Origin of the sequence: Meiothermus sp. (assembly GCF_026004075.1) — a bacterium.
In the GTDB taxonomy this organism is placed as follows: Bacteria; Deinococcota; Deinococci; order Deinococcales; family Thermaceae; genus Meiothermus.
Genome location: NZ_BPIK01000001.1, coordinates 1,977,835 through 1,993,282, shown reverse-complemented (window position 1 = coordinate 1,993,282; position 15,448 = coordinate 1,977,835). Strand labels below are relative to the sequence as shown.

The 15,448-nt window shown below is 60.9% G+C and carries 14 protein-coding genes, 2 tRNA genes and 1 pseudogene; 6 read left to right on the top strand and 11 right to left on the bottom strand.

Annotated features, from left to right (window positions below; genetic code table 11):
- Window positions 1-11 precede the first annotated feature (11 nt).
- On the top strand, window positions 12-989 hold the full coding sequence (locus tag Q0X18_RS09645) for a calcium/sodium antiporter (RefSeq protein WP_297561589.1): 978 nt from the start codon (window positions 12-14) through the stop codon (window positions 987-989).
- A gap of 143 nt (window positions 990-1,132) precedes the next feature.
- On the opposite strand, the gene Q0X18_RS09640 is transcribed toward Q0X18_RS09645, so the two are convergent.
- Window positions 1,133-2,074 carry a carbohydrate kinase family protein gene (locus Q0X18_RS09640; RefSeq protein ID WP_297561587.1) on the bottom strand — a complete coding sequence of 314 codons (942 nt, stop codon included), beginning with the start codon at window positions 2,072-2,074 and terminating at the stop codon, window positions 1,133-1,135.
- A gap of 80 nt (window positions 2,075-2,154) precedes the next feature.
- On the opposite strand from Q0X18_RS09640, the gene udk reads away from it, so the two are divergent.
- From udk to csaB, 3 genes are read left to right on the top strand one after another with little or no spacing between them, the layout of a single operon-like run.
- Window positions 2,155-2,808, top strand: a complete 654-nt coding sequence (udk, locus tag Q0X18_RS09635) for a uridine kinase (protein WP_297561585.1) — start codon at window positions 2,155-2,157, stop codon at window positions 2,806-2,808.
- An 8-nt stretch (window positions 2,809-2,816) separates the two neighbouring features.
- Window positions 2,817-4,547: a DUF5693 family protein gene (locus tag Q0X18_RS09630; RefSeq protein ID WP_297563063.1), complete on the top strand. Its 1,731-nt coding sequence runs from the start codon at window positions 2,817-2,819 to the stop codon at window positions 4,545-4,547.
- Between the two features lie 43 nt (window positions 4,548-4,590).
- Window positions 4,591-5,589, top strand: a complete 999-nt coding sequence (csaB, locus tag Q0X18_RS09625; RefSeq protein WP_297561583.1) for a polysaccharide pyruvyl transferase CsaB — start codon at window positions 4,591-4,593, stop codon at window positions 5,587-5,589.
- Between the two features lie 2 nt (window positions 5,590-5,591).
- Here the strand turns inward: csaB and Q0X18_RS09620 are convergent, their stop codons facing one another.
- Complete coding sequence (locus tag Q0X18_RS09620) at window positions 5,592-7,157, bottom strand: acyl-CoA carboxylase subunit beta (protein ID WP_297561581.1); 1,566 nt, start codon at window positions 7,155-7,157, stop codon at window positions 5,592-5,594.
- A gap of 161 nt (window positions 7,158-7,318) precedes the next feature.
- Here Q0X18_RS09620 and Q0X18_RS09615 point away from each other — a divergent pair.
- A tRNA-Ala gene (locus Q0X18_RS09615) sits at window positions 7,319-7,394 on the top strand.
- Window positions 7,395-7,468: 74 nt separating this feature from the next.
- Here the strand turns inward: Q0X18_RS09615 and Q0X18_RS09610 are convergent.
- From Q0X18_RS09610 to Q0X18_RS09570, 9 genes and pseudogenes are all read right to left on the bottom strand, one after another.
- Window positions 7,469-8,068, bottom strand: a pseudogene (locus Q0X18_RS09610) (site-specific integrase); the annotation flags it as partial.
- Between the two features lie 21 nt (window positions 8,069-8,089).
- Window positions 8,090-8,896: an IS5 family transposase gene (locus tag Q0X18_RS09605; protein WP_119342530.1), complete on the bottom strand. Its 807-nt coding sequence runs from the start codon at window positions 8,894-8,896 to the stop codon at window positions 8,090-8,092.
- Window positions 8,897-8,899: 3 nt separating this feature from the next.
- On the bottom strand, window positions 8,900-9,427 hold the full coding sequence (locus Q0X18_RS09600) for a hypothetical protein (protein ID WP_297561578.1): 528 nt from the start codon (window positions 9,425-9,427) through the stop codon (window positions 8,900-8,902).
- Between the two features lie 102 nt (window positions 9,428-9,529).
- Window positions 9,530-9,733 carry a hypothetical protein gene (locus Q0X18_RS09595; protein ID WP_297561577.1) on the bottom strand — a complete coding sequence of 68 codons (204 nt, stop codon included), beginning with the start codon at window positions 9,731-9,733 and terminating at the stop codon, window positions 9,530-9,532.
- A 1,273-nt stretch (window positions 9,734-11,006) separates the two neighbouring features.
- Window positions 11,007-11,411, bottom strand: coding sequence for a hypothetical protein (locus Q0X18_RS09590; protein ID WP_297561575.1), 405 nt, complete (start codon window positions 11,409-11,411; stop codon window positions 11,007-11,009).
- 301 nt (window positions 11,412-11,712) lie between these two features.
- Window positions 11,713-13,242, bottom strand: a complete 1,530-nt coding sequence (locus Q0X18_RS09585) for a YfjI family protein (protein WP_297561573.1) — start codon at window positions 13,240-13,242, stop codon at window positions 11,713-11,715.
- Window positions 13,239-14,111, bottom strand: coding sequence for a toprim domain-containing protein (locus tag Q0X18_RS09580; RefSeq protein WP_297561565.1), 873 nt, complete (start codon window positions 14,109-14,111; stop codon window positions 13,239-13,241). Before Q0X18_RS09580 ends, Q0X18_RS09585 begins: the two co-directional genes overlap by 4 nt.
- Before the next feature lie 9 nt (window positions 14,112-14,120).
- A complete protein-coding gene (locus tag Q0X18_RS09575) occupies window positions 14,121-14,381 on the bottom strand; it encodes a hypothetical protein (protein ID WP_297561563.1) in 261 nt (86 codons plus the stop codon).
- Between the two features lie 62 nt (window positions 14,382-14,443).
- Window positions 14,444-15,190 (bottom strand): hypothetical protein, encoded by a 747-nt coding sequence (locus Q0X18_RS09570; RefSeq protein ID WP_297561560.1) that lies wholly within the window; start codon window positions 15,188-15,190, stop codon window positions 14,444-14,446.
- A 143-nt stretch (window positions 15,191-15,333) separates the two neighbouring features.
- Between Q0X18_RS09570 and Q0X18_RS09565 the strand changes: the two genes are divergently transcribed.
- Window positions 15,334-15,441, top strand: a tRNA-OTHER gene (locus Q0X18_RS09565).
- Window positions 15,442-15,448 lie beyond the last annotated feature (7 nt).

Genomic DNA, 15,448 nt, shown 5'->3' with positions numbered 1-15,448 from the left:
CCCTACTCGGCATGGAGTTTGTACTGAACTTGCTGCTCATTGCTAGCGGCATCGTGCTGTTGTACTTTGGAGGCGAGGCGCTGGTAAAAAACGCGGTGGTGCTGGCCCGCAGTTGGGGCATCAGCACCATGGTGGTGGGCCTGACGGTGGTGGCCTTTGGTACTAGCAGTCCCGAGCTGGCCGCCAGCCTGGCCGCTGCGCTTACTGGCAGCCCGGCCATCGCCATTGGCAATGTGGTGGGCTCAAATATCCTGAATATCCTGCTCATCCTGGGGGTCACCGCCCTGCTGGCACCCATCCGCGCCCAGGCCCAGTTCATCAAGCGCGAGGTGCCCTTCATGATTGGGGCGGCCTTGCTGCTTTTTGCGTTTTTGTACTTCGACCAGCAGATAACCCGCTGGGAGGGGTTGTTTTCGGTGGTCTTGCTGGGTCTGTATATCTGGTTTTTGTACCGCAGCAGCGCAGGCGAAAGCGCCGATGTGCTCGAGGAGTTCAATCAGGAGTACGGCCAACCCGCCAAGACTGGCTGGCAGACCTACGCAGGGTTAGTACTCGGACTGGTGTTGCTGGGGGTGGGGGCTCGCCTGCTCACCATTGGGGCGGTGGAGCTGGCCCGGGCTTTTGGAGCCCCCGAGCTCATCATCGGCCTGACCATTGTGGCCCTGGGCACCAGCCTACCGGAAGTAGCCGCCTCCATCACCGCGGCCCTGCGCCGCGAGCCGGACATCGCGCTGGGTAATATCGTGGGTTCAAACATCTTCAACATCCTGGGCATCCTGGGGATCACGGCCCTTGTCCAACCCGTTGGCTTACCCTGGGAGAACATCCAGCGCGATATGTGGGTGATGCTTTTGGCCAGTGTGTTGCTGTGGCCGTTTCTGGCGACTGGATCCCGTTTGGGACGGAGGGAGGGCGGGGTTTTCCTGGGGCTGTATGTGGCCTATATGGTATTGCTTGTTCAGAGCACCGCCCAGCGTAGCATGGGATAAGCCCTTGTGGTTATTGCGCCTGCTACCAAAAACTCTCCAAAAGGCTGCTTTTTTTAATCCCATGGTTGCTGCGCTGGGTGAAGAAGCGCTTTCTTTCAAGAAACACCACTTTCTGATACAGGGATAACTTCGGTCAGGAGGTGTTAGCCGAACCGCTCCCACCAGGCGTGTAACGGTTGTTCGGGCGGGCTGGCTCCCTCCACCGTGCAGGTGATGGCGGCCAGGTGGCAGGAGGAGGCCAGGATAACCGGGAGCTGGGTTCCATCCCAGGTGAGTAGCTCCATCCTCGAGCCTATCTCTTGCTTCATCATCCCGTAGATCAGGCCAGCTGTGAAAGCATCCCCGGCTCCAATGGTGTCTAATACCGCTACCTTGACCCCTGGAACCCGCATCATTCGGGTACGGAAAGCGCCTATGGCCCCGGCAGCGCCCAGGGTCAGGATTGTGATTGGCGCGCCCAGCTCGACCAGGTGCTCGAGCAAGACCTGGGGGTCGTTTGGGGCCTTGGGGAATAAGTACCGGGCATCATTCAGGCTGGCCTTCAGCACCGAAATATAGGGCATATAGCGCAGCAATTGCTCCCAGTAGGCTTCATCGGGGCTTGCGTGCAGATTGGGGTCGAAGCTGACCAGCACATCGTAGTCGCGGGCAATTTCGAGCAGGCTTTCGATGCCTGGGACGTTGCGGGGGGCAAAGGCCGAGAGGGAGCCAAAGTGGAACCACTTAGCCCGGGCCATAGCTGCGCTATCCGAACGAAACTGGGTATCGCCAAAGGCCCGGTAGAAGCTGAACTGCACCCCACCTTCGGGGCCTATCTCGGCCAGGCTCAGAGGGGTGGTTACCTGCGGGAGCTGCTGGATAAAGCGGGTTTCGATCTTGTACTCGGCAATACGGGCCAGGGCCCAGTCACCCAAAAAATCCTGTCCAAGCTCGCCCACAAACCGCGTGGGCATCCCGAGGCGGGCCAGAATGGTGGCGGTGTGGAGGGCCGCTCCCCCCAGCGCCCCGTTGTATGAGAGCGTAGCTTTTGATGAGGTGTTGCGACCTGTGAGCTCAACGAAAATCTCTCCGGTGATTACCACCATTCCGCCGTATACTCTAACAAATCTCCGAAATTGCAAAAGTCCTGGCCGCTCGAGCCTACCCAGGCCCGGCCCCAGAGCGTATGATTGGCTTTGTGAGTCGGGCTTTTGTGATTGGAATTGCCGGTGGAACCGGTAGCGGAAAAACCACCGTAACCGAGGCGGTGATGAAAGCGGTAGGGCCGGAGCACGTGGCCTTATTGCCGATGGACAACTACTACAAAGACAACGCGCATCTGCCTTTTGAGGAGCGCCTTAAACAAAGCTACGACCACCCCGATGCCTTCGACCTCGAGCTCTACCTTACGCACATCCGTCAGATTGTGGCGGGCCAGCCGGTGGCGGTTCCGGTCTACTCGTTCAGGGAGTACACGCGCTCCCGCGAAACCATACTGGTAAAGCCGGCCCCGGTGGTGGTGCTCGAGGGCATCATGCTGCTGGTGGACGCTACCCTTCGGGCCCAGATGAACCTCAAGGTTTTCGTGGACGCCGATGCCGATGTGCGCTTCATCCGGCGTTTGCAGCGCGATATTGCCGAGCGCGGGCGCACCGCCGAGAGCGTAATCGAGCAGTACCTAGAACAGGTTCGTCCCATGCATCTGTCCTTTGTGGAACCGTCCAAACGCTATGCCGATGTAATCATTCCCCACGGGGGGCATAACCAGGAAGCCCTGGCCATGCTCACCGCGCGGGTGCGCAGCCTGGTGCAGGACAGGAAAGTGGGGCAGGGAGGGTGACTGTGAAGCTGGGTAGCCTTTTACGAATAACGGTACTGCTGGCGGCCGTGCTGAGCCTGCCTGCGCTCTGGCCCCGGATGCAGGCCGAGCGCCCTGGGCCGGTGGTGCTGATCATGGACGGCGAAGAAGTGGCCGATCAGGCCCGCTTTACCGGCAGAACCTTCCTGCAGGTGATGCAAGAGTACCGGGCTTTGGGGGTAGGGGGGGTGGCGCTCTACGAGCAGTCGGTGCGCAACTGGGTGAGCCGGGGGCTTCTGACCTACCACCCGGCCAACACGCTGCAACTGGTCTATCCCAATGCCCAGATCAAGCCAGGATGGTTTTACCTGACCGGCCCCCAGGCACTCCTGGAGGCTATGGTGGCCCGCTGGAACATTCCCAGCGAGAAAGTTTTGATCGGAACCCAGACCTGGCTGGCCACCCCGGTTAACGTAGACTTTTTCCCCGCGGGCTACGACCGGGCCCTGGCCCGCGAACTCAAGGCCCAGGGCTTTTACATCGCGGCCCGGCCCTTCGACCACCCCTACCGCACGTACGATGTAGAACTGATTCCCCCCGAGGCCGATGTGGTGGTGTTTGCGGGGCTGGATGTGCTGGGGTACAAGGACAACCTCGAGACCGTCGCAGCCGGTCTGGAGGGCAAACCGATCGCCTGGATCGAGGGTACCCCCCAGCGGGGCTTTGCCCAGCTCGCCCGAACCCTGCCGGTCAAGCGGCTTTTTAGCATCCGCCCGGAATGGCAGGACAAGCTCACCCCTGCCGAGACCGCCGACAAGTTCGTGCTGGCGGCCCGCGAGCGCGGCCACCAGTTGCTCTACCTGCGGCCCTACCGGCAGCCTGGCGACACCCAGCAATTCCTGACCATCCTAAAGCGCGACCTGGAGCGTTCGGGCGTTCCTATCGGCGAGCCCACGGCCCGCGACTTTGCCCCTTCGCCGCTGCGCTATGTGGCCCTGCTGGGCATCGCGGCGGGGTTGGCGCTGCTAGCCATTGGGCTGCCGCCGCCCTTTGGCATTCCGGTAGCCGTGCTGCTGGTGCTCTTTGCCCTGGGGGTGGCCCGCGGGGATGCGGCGCCCTTGCTGGCGGCGATGGTGTTCCCGGCCCTGGGTTTTCTCGAGCGCCAACTGTCCGGTTTGCGCCTGTGGCTGGCCGCGGTTCTCTACTCGCTGGCCGGGGTGGTCTTTCTGGCTGCGCTGGGCAGCACCCCCCAGAGCGTGCTGGGCCTGGATCCTTTCCGGGGGGTATCGCTTACGCTGGTGGTGCCGCCCCTCTTGGTGGCCCTCTCGTTCTTGCCCACCGACTACAAGCCGGCCCTCAACTTCTTATATAACTATCAGTTCAAACTTGGCGAGGTCGCGATCGTCCTGGTGGGGCTGGCGGTGGTGGCCCTGGCCGTCTTGCGGCGCGGCAACGACGCTGCCCCCTCCATCGTGCCGGAATGGGAATTGCAGCTCAGGGCCTTTTTGCAGGACGTAATGGTACGCCCTCGTTTCAAAGAGATTTTTGCCCATGCCCTGGCCCCCATGGCCCTGCTGCTGCCCTGGCCGACCTGGATGAGGAATGCGTTGCTGGTGCTGGTGGCGGTGGGTATGGGTTCCATACTGAACACTTTTTCCCACTACCATACCCCTTTGAGCATCTCTTTTTTCCGGGTGTTGAATGGAATTCTCATCGGCCTGTTGCTGGGCCTGGTGGGGGTCTGGGTCTTCCGCCGCCTGCGCGAATGGTGGCTCAGGTAGAAGCATCTAATGCCCGGCCATGCCAAGATGGAAAGGAGGGTTTATGCGCGTCGGGGTTAGCGGCTATTACGGCTTTCAGAATGCGGGCGACGAGGCCATCCTCGAGGCCATCGTGCAAGAGGTGCGGGCCCGTGGGCACCAGGCTGTGGTGTTTTCCAACAACCCCGCCGAAACCGCGCAGCGCTATGGGGTGGAAGCCGTCAAACGCACCCATCCCCTCGAGGTCTGGAAGGCCCTGGGCCAGATCGACCTGCTTTTATCGGGCGGCGGGGGTCTGTTGCAGGACAAAACCTCTGGCCTGAGCCTGTGGTACTACCTGACCGTGATGGGCCTGGCCCGGCGGCGGGGCAAAGCGGTGTACGTGTTCAACCAGTCCCTGGGCCCCCTGAGTAAGCGCGGTGAAGGACGGGTGCGGCGGGCCTTGCGCGGGGTGCCCTGTTACTTTCGCGATGAGGGCTCGCTCGAGTACGGGCGTAGCCTGGATCTGGAGGTGCACCTGGGGGCCGACCCGGCCCTGCTGCTCCCGGTGCCTCCGGTGGAGCGGGAGCCCAACATGGTGGTGCTGGTGCCCAAGTACGGCACCGAGGAGGCCAACGCCAACCTGCACAAGCTGGCCGACCGGCTGCGGGTGGAGGGCCTCGAGGTGGTGGTTCTGGCCCTGCAACCGGGCTTCGACGAACCGGTGCTGGAAAAGTTCAGCAGCTTCACCCGCGAGCTGGCCTGGGACCCGCGCCGGGTGAGCTACCTGCTGGCCCAGGCTGGCTACGTGATCTCGGTGCGCCTGCACGGGGCCATCCTGGCGGCGGCGGCCGGAACACCCTTTGCCGGCATCGCCTACGACCCCAAGGTGGCCGGCTTCTGCCGCGACGCCGGGGCCGTGTACGTAGATATGCCCGGCGACCCCGATCTGCTGGCCTCGGCGGTGCTCACCCAGCGCCAGCCCAACTGGGCTGCCATCGAGGCCATGAAGGCCCGTGCCCGTAGCAGCTTCGACCAGGTTCTGTCGGGCCGCCCCCAGGGGCGGATGCAGCGCTCGAGGTAGGGCTACAGCGGGATGTTCCCGTGCTTCTTGTAGGGCCGCTGCTCTTGCTTACCGGAGAGCATCTCGAGGTGCCGTATCAGGAGCCGGCGGGTCTCGGCGGGGTCAATCACATCGTCAATATAGCCCCGGCTGGCCGCCACGTAGGGGTTGTCGAAGGCTTTCTTGTACTCGGCAATTTTGGCCTGTCGTGTCGCTGCGGGGTCGGGTGAGGACTGGATTTCCTTGCGGTAGATGATGTTGGCGGCCCCCTCTGCCCCCATCACCGCCACCGCCCCGGTGGGCCAGGCCAGCACCACATCGGCCCCCATGTCGCGGGAGTTCATGGCCAGGTAAGCCCCGCCATAGCTCTTGCGGGTAATCAGGGTGATCTTGGGCACGGTAGCCTCGGCGTAGGCGTAGAGCATCTTGGCCCCATGGCGGATGATGCCCTGGTGTTCCTGGGCCACCCCCGGCAGAAAGCCGGTGACGTCCACCAGGGTCAGGATGGGAATATTGAAACTATCGCAGGTGCGAATAAAACGGGCCGCCTTGTCCGAGGCGTTGATGTCCAGCGCGCCGGCCATGAAGCGGGGGTTGTTGGCGACAATCCCCACACTCTGACCCCCCAGGTGGGCAAACCCCACGATGATGTTTCTGGCGAACTGGGGGTGCAGCTCCAAAAACACCCCTTCGTCCACGATGGTCTCGATGATCTGGTGCATGTTGTAGGGGCGGCGGGGGTCGGGATGCACCATATCCAGAAGCTCGGGGGTTTTGCGCTGCTTGGGGTCGTTGTTTTCCCGTAGCGGGGGTTTTTCTCTGGCGTTTTGCGGCAGGTACACCAGGAGTTTTTTGATGGTGTCCAGCACCCCCTGGTCGCCCTCGCACTCGAGGTGGGCTACGCCCGACCTGGTAGTGTGAATCTCCGAGCCTCCTAGTTGTTCGAAGGTCACCTCTTCGCGGGTCACACTCTTGATCACCTCCGGCCCGGTGATGAACATGTAGCTACTGCCCTTGCTCATCAGTACAAAGTCGGTGATGGCCGGGCTGTATACGGCCCCCCCGGCACAGGGGCCGAGAATAGCCGAGATTTGCGGTACCACGCCCGAGTAGATGGCGTTGCGGTAGAACACCTCGCCATAGCCCGAGAGGCTGTCTACACCCTCCTGGATGCGTGCCCCTGCCGAGTCGTTGAGACCGATGATGGGGGCGCCCACCTTGGCGGCCATATCCATGAGGCGGGCGATTTTTTGCCCGTGGGTTTTGCCCAGACTCCCGCCCAGCACGGTAAAGTCCTGGCTAAAAACGAAAACCGTGCGGCCTCCAATCTGACCATAGCCGGTAACCACCCCATCGGCAGGGGCCTGGATTCCGCGCATCAGCTCACTTTCGGGGTGCTCGGCGAAGGGCTGTAGCTCAACAAAAGTGTCCGGGTCGAGCAGGTATTCGATACGCTCACGGGCGGTCAGCTTACCCGCTTCATGCTGTTTTTTGATTCGCTCTGGCCCTCCACCGGCGGCGATACGTTTGCGCCGCTCCTCCATCTCGGCCAAAAGCTCTTCCATCAAAGCCCGCGTGTTGTCTGCCATAGCGCATGTATCTTACCAATGTATTTGTATGTCATTCGTACCGAAGCGATCTGCCATCAAACCCAGGGACTGGAGAGCACTGCCAGCTTTTTTGCAAAGCCCTATCCGGCAAAGGCTTGACTAGTTTGCGCCTGCCCCCTATACTTTCCATTGCTGTTTGCGGGGCTGTGGCGCAGTTGGGAGCGCGTCTGAATGGCATTCAGAAGGTCAGGGGTTCGAATCCCCTCAGCTCCACCAAGTCAGGGACGCAAAATCCGGGGGAACCAGACCCCCGGATTGCTGTTTATGGTGCAACCGTGGTGCAACCGCCCCTAAGCCTTGGGGATATTTCGCTCCCTGAGCAGGTCGGTAAGGGGAAGGGCATACCCCTTGTGCTCGTGTTCCAGAACGTGCCTGTACTGTTTTAGCGTAAAGGCCACCTGGGTATGGCCCAGCTTCTCTGAGGCCACCTCCGCCGGAACCCCATTGCTGATAGCCAGGGAAGCATAGGTATGACGCAGGTCGTGAATCCGCACGGGTTTGACCCCTGCCCGCTTTGCCACCCGGTGGAGCACCCGCTTTAGGTTGTCGGGGTGGAGGTAGCCGCCCAGGGCGGTGGTGAACACCAGGCCGCTGTCTTCCCAGTCTGCCCCAGCTATCTCCCGCTCACCCCGCTGTTGTGCTCTCCAGTCGGACAACACCTCCCGCACGTCGGGGGGGAGGTCAAGCACCCGGCGAGAGCTTTCAGTCTTGGGTTGCCCGAAGTGGGGCTTTCCACCCACCAGGGTAAGCGTTTGCGATACCCGCAAAGTAGACCCCTCGAGGTTCACGTCCACCCAGCGTAGCCCCAGCACCTCGCCCCGCCTGAGGCCCAGGGTGAGCATCAAGTAAAACAGAGGGTACAGCCTTTCGTTTGTGGCAGCCTGTAAAAAAGCCCTAACCTCTAGAGCCTGCTAACTAGCTGTTCGTAAAAGCTCCACAGTTTTCGCTGTCATCAGAATCGAAAAAGCCAACCAGTGCCAACCTCGCAAGGTCTCAGCCAGCCGCTCATAGTCTCGCGCCAGCCTGCGAAACCGGGATGTCCAGGCAAACGAACGTTCCACCACCCAACGCTTCGGCAGCAGCACGAATCCTCGTTTGGCCCCTTCCACCTTGACCACACACAGGGCGATGCCTTCCGCCTCTGCCGCTTGTGCCGCTTCCTCCCCAGTGTAACCCTGATCCACAAAGGCCACTTCCACCTGCTCCCCCGTCACTTCCTGCACCTGTTGACTGAGGGCTCCCACCTGGGCCCGTTCCTGTTCACTGGCCGCCGTTACTACCAGGGCCAGCAGATGCCCCAGGGTATCTACCGCCAGGTGAACTTTGCTTCCCTTGCGTCGTTTGTACCCATCGTATCCGGCCCGCTCCCCACTTTGCGGGGTGGACTGTAGGGTGCGAGCATCGTAGATGGCAGCGCTGGGATGGGCGGCTTTGCCCTGGAGCATTCGCAGGGTCATGCGCAGGTCGTGTACCAGGTCTTCGAAGACCCCCCGGTTCATCCAGCGGTAGGCTTGCGCCTGAACGATATGGGGGGGTGGGAAGTCGTGGGGCAGGTAGTCCCACTGAGCACCGGTTCGAACCATCCAGCGCAGGGCGTTGAACACTTCGCGCAGGTCGTACTTGCGCTGGGGTGCTTCCAGCGGGGCGAGGGTCAAATAGGGCAGCACCAGAGCCCATTCCTCATCACGGACGTCCGATGGGTAAGCACGGCGGTTCATGCTCTAAACATAACTGCAGTGCCTGATTTGGGTAAGGTGGTTTGTAGATTCTAAGGGGCTCCAGGACTGGCCGGTACGCTGGGTCTTGGGTAACTCCACCCGCACCCCGTGGGCCACGTTGCGGGCTACAACCTCGTCCGCCAGGGCATCCTCCAAAATGGCCCGTACCAGATAACGCACCTGCCGAAAGGTCTCCGACGACATCCCCGACTCCAGCAGGGACTCGTAGAACCCCCGGATGTGCGGAGGCCTCAAAGCCTGTACCTTACGCTCCCCCAGGTGGGCATACACGTACCGCCTTAGCAGCCAGCCATAGCCCTCCAGGGTCTTGGGCCGGGCCGTGCGGGCCTTCCGCCTGAGCCAAAGCTCACCCCGCTCCTTGAAGGTCACGGAGTCGGGCTCAGCTATCATGCCCTTGGTGTAGAGCACCTGAAGCTCGCGGGCCTTCTGCTCAACCTCCTCTCGGGTGGAGGCCGTGACCCTGCGGCGGTCAAGTTTACCGTCCCTGCGTCGGCCTAGCGTAACCTGCATCGTGTAGGAATTCCCCCGTTGTACCGGCTTGCTGCCGTGACCATTTGCCCGCTTGCTGGATTTTTTCGGCATGATAGCACCTCACCAATCTTGTTTAGCCCGCTAAACCCCAGTGGCCTTCATTCCCCGCTCTATTACCTGACCCCGCTCAATGGGTGTAAGTCTGGCAAACTCCTCAATGATGGCTTTTTGACCGCGCACCCGCACCGTGCGCGTCACCTCACCCGCTTGAAGTTCCTGCACCCCCAAAAGTTCCAACCTTACAGGCTTAGGTAGCCGGTCTTTCCTTAGGTTTTTTCCCTTCATGTGTCTATTATACAACGTGATTCACGTTGTATAATATCGAAATCTATTGTGATTATTTACGCTTTATTAAGCTTTAGCCTGCTGAACATGCTTGTGGCGGGCGAGGCAAAAAGCACCAATCCTTCTGGTAGTATGAGAAAAAGGAGGCGGTAGGCGTGTGACAGCTTATTGGATTCTGGCAGTAAAGCTGCTTCAGGTCATCTGCTTGCTTACCGCGGCTGGAATGGTGGGGTATATAGTGATAATCCCCCCTCTCGATACACGCCCCTTTACAGCGGCCGGCGTGGCCTGCAGTGCGGAACTGAGGCGAGAGCCGACCTGGGCAGTAGTGGCCGACGAAATTGGGTTGGGCCATCTACGCGGCCTGGGCATGGACGACCTCCCTGCTATACCTAGGTACCGCTTATCATCGAAGTTTTTGGAGTCGTTGCGCCCAGAAGTGAGACAAGTCGTCCAGCAACTTGCGGAAGCTCTTGAACCTATTGGAACTAGCGCGAACTCTGAAGTGTTCTGGTGGGAAGCTTTGAACGAGAAGGAGGCTAAGATTGACCAAGCCTATGAGATGATTCGAGGACAACACCGTCTCGTAAAAACTGAGCTCGACAAGCAGAACCGTGTTTGGAAGTCTAGGTTGCAGAGGGTTTGCTCCCCAGACTACCCCGCAGCAGCCTTGCGAATCGTAGGGGTGCTGGTAATTTGCGGCTTGCTACTAACCGCATTTGGTATTACCTTGCGGTTCACCCGCCCAGCTTGATGGGGGCTGACCGTTACAGAAACTAGCCCCAGGCTTAGGATGGTGCTCCGCTCGTGAACTGCCACATTTTCTCGAATGGACGTTGAGAGACTCATTTGAGCGAAAGACCTCCTAAAGGAGCCTTGCCTAAACGGGAAATCTCATGCGCTTACCAGAGCCCCCATGCCCCTAACCTGTGCAACAATGGTCATAGAAAACCCTTGGCGGGATTAAGGGTGCTATTGATTACTAGTGTGTGGTTTGGGGGGGCGCCCCCTACCCTGGAGTTCAACCTACTGTGCAATCTATTGTGCAGTCCCTGGTGTCAGCCGGTTGTTGTCGGACGGAAGGGGAGATGCGTACTTTTGTTGATAAGTACGCATTTTCAGACCGCTCACTTTGTGCAGAGTAACCGCCAACGATAGGCTATCCAATAGCCAGCAACACACCACGTTCAGCCAGCCTGTAGCAGTCTCACCCAACACCAGGGGCAACCTCGAGCAGCCGGTTGTCGCAAAGCAGGTAGGTGAGGGTATTTGTTCATCCGACCCTCTCCCCCTCGTCGGGGTAGCCCTCTGGCTCCTCTAGTGCGGCCAGGAATGTGGCAACCTCCCCCAGGCTACCCAGCACCCGCACCACCCCTTGCGGGTCGGTCAGGGACAGCCGGCCATCGAAGGGAGGTAGAAACTTGAGCAGATACCACGCCTCGGCGTGCTTGAAGCGGTACAGGTTGCCAAAGCCTTGAGCGTCCACCATAACCACCCTCGAGCCCTTGGGGGGTAGCTCAGGCACACCGTGCCAGTGGGTAGGGCAGCCCGAGGGGTCGGTATCGCGCCTGGGGTTCAGATGGGCTTCGGTAGTATCAACACGGGCTTGCGGGGTCTCCAGCGGCGCGGTGGCGGCCCAGGACTGCCAGCCCTCGAGGGTGGAATCGCTCCAGCCCAAAGCCCGGCCAGCCTCGAGCAGCCGGGCGGTGAGGGCGGCTCGAGCATCCGAGCCTTGCGAAAGTTGCGAATCTGCGAATCTAGGGGCGTTGTCGTTGTCCTGGACGGGACAAACCCCATCTTTCCTGTTCTGCGAATCCGCTGCGAAAGCTGCGAAAGTCTGCGAATCGGGCTCTGGTTTCGCAACCGATTCGCAGGATTCGCAGGAGTTTCGCAGAACCTGCGAATCGGAATAATGGCGTTCTGGACGAGGCTCTTCCTTTTTGTTTCGCAGATTCGCAGGATTCGCAAGACTGTTGAAGTCAAACTTGGGGAAGGGCATGGGGGTTCACCTCCCAGGCATCCTTGCGGGGTTTGCCATCCACCTCGATGTTCGGACGGTGGGCCAGGTAGCCGTGTTCTTCCAGGATGCGGATGACCTCGCGGGCGGCTCGTGCGCTCCTTACGGCGGGCGGCCCCAGCCGGTAGACCTCGGCCAGGTGGAAGACCCGGCGGTTCTTTGCTTTGCAGTGCTCCAACAGCCAGTTCAAGACCTCGGCTGCCAGGGCCAGGGGTCGGGGGATGCGGTAGCCGCCCACCAGCCGGAAGGACTCGGCTCCGTAAAACTCGGCTAACGCAACGCCCTGCTCCATAGCATCTTTACCGATGCTGGTAGCCTCCGGGTTTTCAAACAGGGCCAGCACCCCGGCCAGCCTCAGGGCGTGCTCGGCTAACTTGCTTGCGAAGGCGCGAATCTGCAAGAGCTCGCCATTCAGATTGCGTTCGACGTGGTTGTAAAAGTTAGTCCACAACTTCTTGGCCTCGGGGGTCAGAGGGATGTTTTTCAGGCTTAGCCCTTGCTTGCGGGCCTCCGGGTCGTTAAGTACTACCTGCTCCACGATTTCGAAAGCCCGCGTAAGCCGGGCGGCATAGGCCTGGTACTCGGGGGTGTCCAGAACCGACTCCGACACGTACCAGCGCCCTCCGGCGGTACTCGAGGGCTCCGTAACGAGCATCCGGGCCAGGAAGCCCTGACCTTGGGCCAGCGGGTCGGCCAGCAGGCTGCGGGCTACCACCGGCTGGGCCATCAGGTGCAAAGCGGCCCGGCGGTTGTAGAGCAGTGTTGCCCCATCCCCGGCTCGCACGCGGTCAATCGCCTGACCGTCCCAGAGCTCACTCAGCCCCGAAAGAGTACGTAACCGGTGATCTTGACTGAGGGCATGCCCCCCCAGGAAACTGCCACCCTCGTTAGAGACAAGCCCCACGGAGGGCCAGCCGTCGGCCAGCAGTTTGACCAGGCCCTCGTAGGTGGGCTCGCTGGTAAGCATGATGCCGCTCCAGGGCTTAGACGGTGGCGGGCCAAGCTGTTCTAAGGCGGTCTCACGCTCCGCGCGGCTGGTGTTTTTCCTGGTGATGATGGCTTTGCGCTCGGCCTCCCAGAGGGTGTACCGGCCCTCCCAGGCGGTGGCCTCATCCTGCTGGGTCAGGTGCAGGGTTTTCTGTCGTTCACGCAAGGGCGCGGTGGCTATGGTGTCTACGGCGGTCTTGCGCTCCCCGCTCTCTGCAACGGTGAGGAAGTAGAGGCTCAGGGGGTACACCCGCCCATCCACCACGACGTTTGCCAGGCCCTGCACGACCAGGCTTGTGGCGGCCAGGTAGGAAGCGGCTACCAGGGCATCCGGCGCCTGCACAATGCGCAAAGTCTCACGCACCACGGGGGCAAGGCTACCCAGGGCCTCCAGGGGGAAGGCCTCGGGGGCCTCGGGGTCGCGGTAAAGGGGCAGCGGCTCGGGCCAGGCTTGCTTGGGTTCGACCTCGGGGGCCTCGTGCAGCAGCTTGATGGGCTCGCTCATGCCACACCCCCCACCACGTCGAGCCAGTCCTGCCCCTCACGGGGTGGAGTAGCTAGCCGCACCTTGCGGCCTTCCGAGAGCAAGCGGCGGGCTAAAGCATGGGCAGCCTCGAGCCCGGCCTTGTCGTGGTCAGCCGCTATCACCACCTCGCGGGCCCCAGCCGGTAGCTCCACAGCCGCCAGCCCACCGGCGCTCACACAGGCCCACACCGCCCAGCCGGCGGCCTGGTGGACAGCCAGGGCGGTCTCGATACCCTCAGCTAGGGCCAGGGGTTTACCGGCCTCGAAGGGGTAGAGCCTAATAGCCGCGCCCAGCGGTTTACTCCCGGCGGCTAGCTTTTTCTCAAGGCGTCCCGAACCGTCCGGCTTCAGGAAAGTTAGGTGCATCCCCACCAGACCTTGCAGCCCTTCCACCCGGGCCAACATCACCGGCTGTTCACCCCAGAGGGCCAGCCACAGGGTCGGGGGTGGGGTGATGCTCAATCCTCGGGCTTGCAGGTAGCGGCCCAGCAAGGGGTGGTGAGGCTTGGCAGCATCCCACCAACGCCCCCATTTTTCGGTGTTTAGCCCGCTAAACTCAGGGGTTGTAGTGGTTCTCGTGTACTTGGCCCGATGTCTCAGGCCAGCCCGCCCATACAGATCAGGCCAGGCCAAACCCACAGCCGCCAAAACCGCCTCAGCCGGGCAGCCGGCGAAGCAGTGGAGCAGCAGCTTTTCGTCCTCGACGGTGACCGAGAGAGCTCGGTTCCTGCCTGTCCCGTGAGCCGGGCAGGTTGCAGTCCAGCTATCGCGCCCGGTAAGGCGAACGTTGCTGAGCCGCTCCAGCAGAACATCCGGCTCGGGGGTGCTATACTTTTGGTGGCGCAACACAGCGACCCCCTACTTCTCCCCGCCCTGCCCGGCGGGGTTTTCGTTATGGGGCCTCCAGACCGGCGTCTTGCGGATGAAAGTCCACAAGTCCACCCCCTCGCGGGTCATGCGGGTAAGCAGGGCTTCGAGGTCTTCCCGCCGCACCAGCTTTTCCTTCCCCCGGTACACACCGGGTATCCGACGTGCAAGGGCGCGGGTGGCGTGGTTGCCCAGTCCTGTAAGGGCCTTCTGGTCGCGGAATCCGAGTAGGTTCTTATGAGCGTTTTCCATACGCCCACGATGGTAGACCAGGGGCTACCATCCAAACCGGACATCCATTGTAGTGTGCTATATCACAGTTTGATTTTGAGTAGCTTTGCGGTTCGCTCTACGGCCTTCCGAATCGCATCCTCGCCCAGCACGTCAATTCTCCCTTCAAAGCGTGGGTCGCTGAGCTCAGTCTGTATATCCACCCAACCCATCCCTTTGTGGTGGTACATCGCCAACAACTCGAAGTGCACCAGTTCAATTTTTTGCTGCGCTTTCCTGTGGCTTCTGGAAAGGCGCTGGAGCTCATCCCCGGCACGCTCGAGAATCTTCTTCTCTTTGTACTTTGTGAGTGGGGGTTGAGCCTTGTGCTTTCTGTCCAGTTTGACCAGTTCCACCAGGTCAGAGGGGAGCATCCAGGTGGGGTCGAGCACCACCCCTTCAATCATCGGGTACTTGTTTTCATCGTTGAGATACCGCCTGCTGCCATACCTGTCCAGGAGTGGTTCCCCGCCCCTTTCCCACGCTTCCAGGTAGGCCATAGCGGTTTCGTAAACATAGGGATTGGTTTCGTAAATCCACACATCCCCCCCGTCCTCCCGCGTCCCGTACAGGTACTTCACCTGCCAGTCCAAAAGGGGAACCCAGCTACCGAGGAGTAGACGCGGCTGTTCGGCCCTGTACCTCTCCACCAACCCCCGTAGGTCAGCTTCGGCTTCAGGGTGCACCATGAATAGGCCATGGCGAAAATACAGGAGCCACAAAAGGTGGTGATTTGACGATGCTCCCTCTAGGGGTTCCATAATAGTCTGTTTCATTTCACCATTCTCCACCAAAGTCCAAGAGCCAAAAGTGCCTTCCACGACTGTTGCAATGGCGCAACAAATCTTGGTGCAACCGTGGTGCAACCGCGCTGCTTTTCCAAAGATTTCCAAGGTGATATAAGTGAGTGCCAGATAATCGTGAATGCCGTCCAGGAGTATGTTTCGCTGGCATCTCTTGACACCCTGTGGAACCCCTTGAAAACCCCAAAATCCACATGGCATTCAGAAGGTCAGGGGTTCGAATCCCCTCAGCTCCACCAAGTCAGG

Excerpts from the sequence above, each read along its gene's own strand:
- Q0X18_RS09645 (WP_297561589.1), top strand. The coding sequence starts at position 12 with ATGGAGTTTGTACTGAACTTGCTGCTCATTGCTAGCGGCATCGTGCTG.
- Q0X18_RS09640 (WP_297561587.1), bottom strand. The coding sequence starts at position 2,074 with ATGGTGGTAATCACCGGAGAGATTTTCGTTGAGCTCACAGGTCGCAAC.
- udk (WP_297561585.1), top strand. The coding sequence starts at position 2,155 with ATGATTGGCTTTGTGAGTCGGGCTTTTGTGATTGGAATTGCCGGTGGA.
- csaB (WP_297561583.1), top strand. The coding sequence starts at position 4,591 with ATGCGCGTCGGGGTTAGCGGCTATTACGGCTTTCAGAATGCGGGCGAC.
- Q0X18_RS09620 (WP_297561581.1), bottom strand. The coding sequence starts at position 7,157 with ATGGCAGACAACACGCGGGCTTTGATGGAAGAGCTTTTGGCCGAGATG.
- Q0X18_RS09605 (WP_119342530.1), bottom strand. The coding sequence starts at position 8,896 with ATGAACCGCCGTGCTTACCCATCGGACGTCCGTGATGAGGAATGGGCT.
- Q0X18_RS09600 (WP_297561578.1), bottom strand. The coding sequence starts at position 9,427 with ATGCAGGTTACGCTAGGCCGACGCAGGGACGGTAAACTTGACCGCCGC.
- Q0X18_RS09595 (WP_297561577.1), bottom strand. The coding sequence starts at position 9,733 with ATGAAGGGAAAAAACCTAAGGAAAGACCGGCTACCTAAGCCTGTAAGG.
- Q0X18_RS09585 (WP_297561573.1), bottom strand. The coding sequence starts at position 13,242 with ATGAGCGAGCCCATCAAGCTGCTGCACGAGGCCCCCGAGGTCGAACCC.
- Q0X18_RS09575 (WP_297561563.1), bottom strand. The coding sequence starts at position 14,381 with ATGGAAAACGCTCATAAGAACCTACTCGGATTCCGCGACCAGAAGGCC.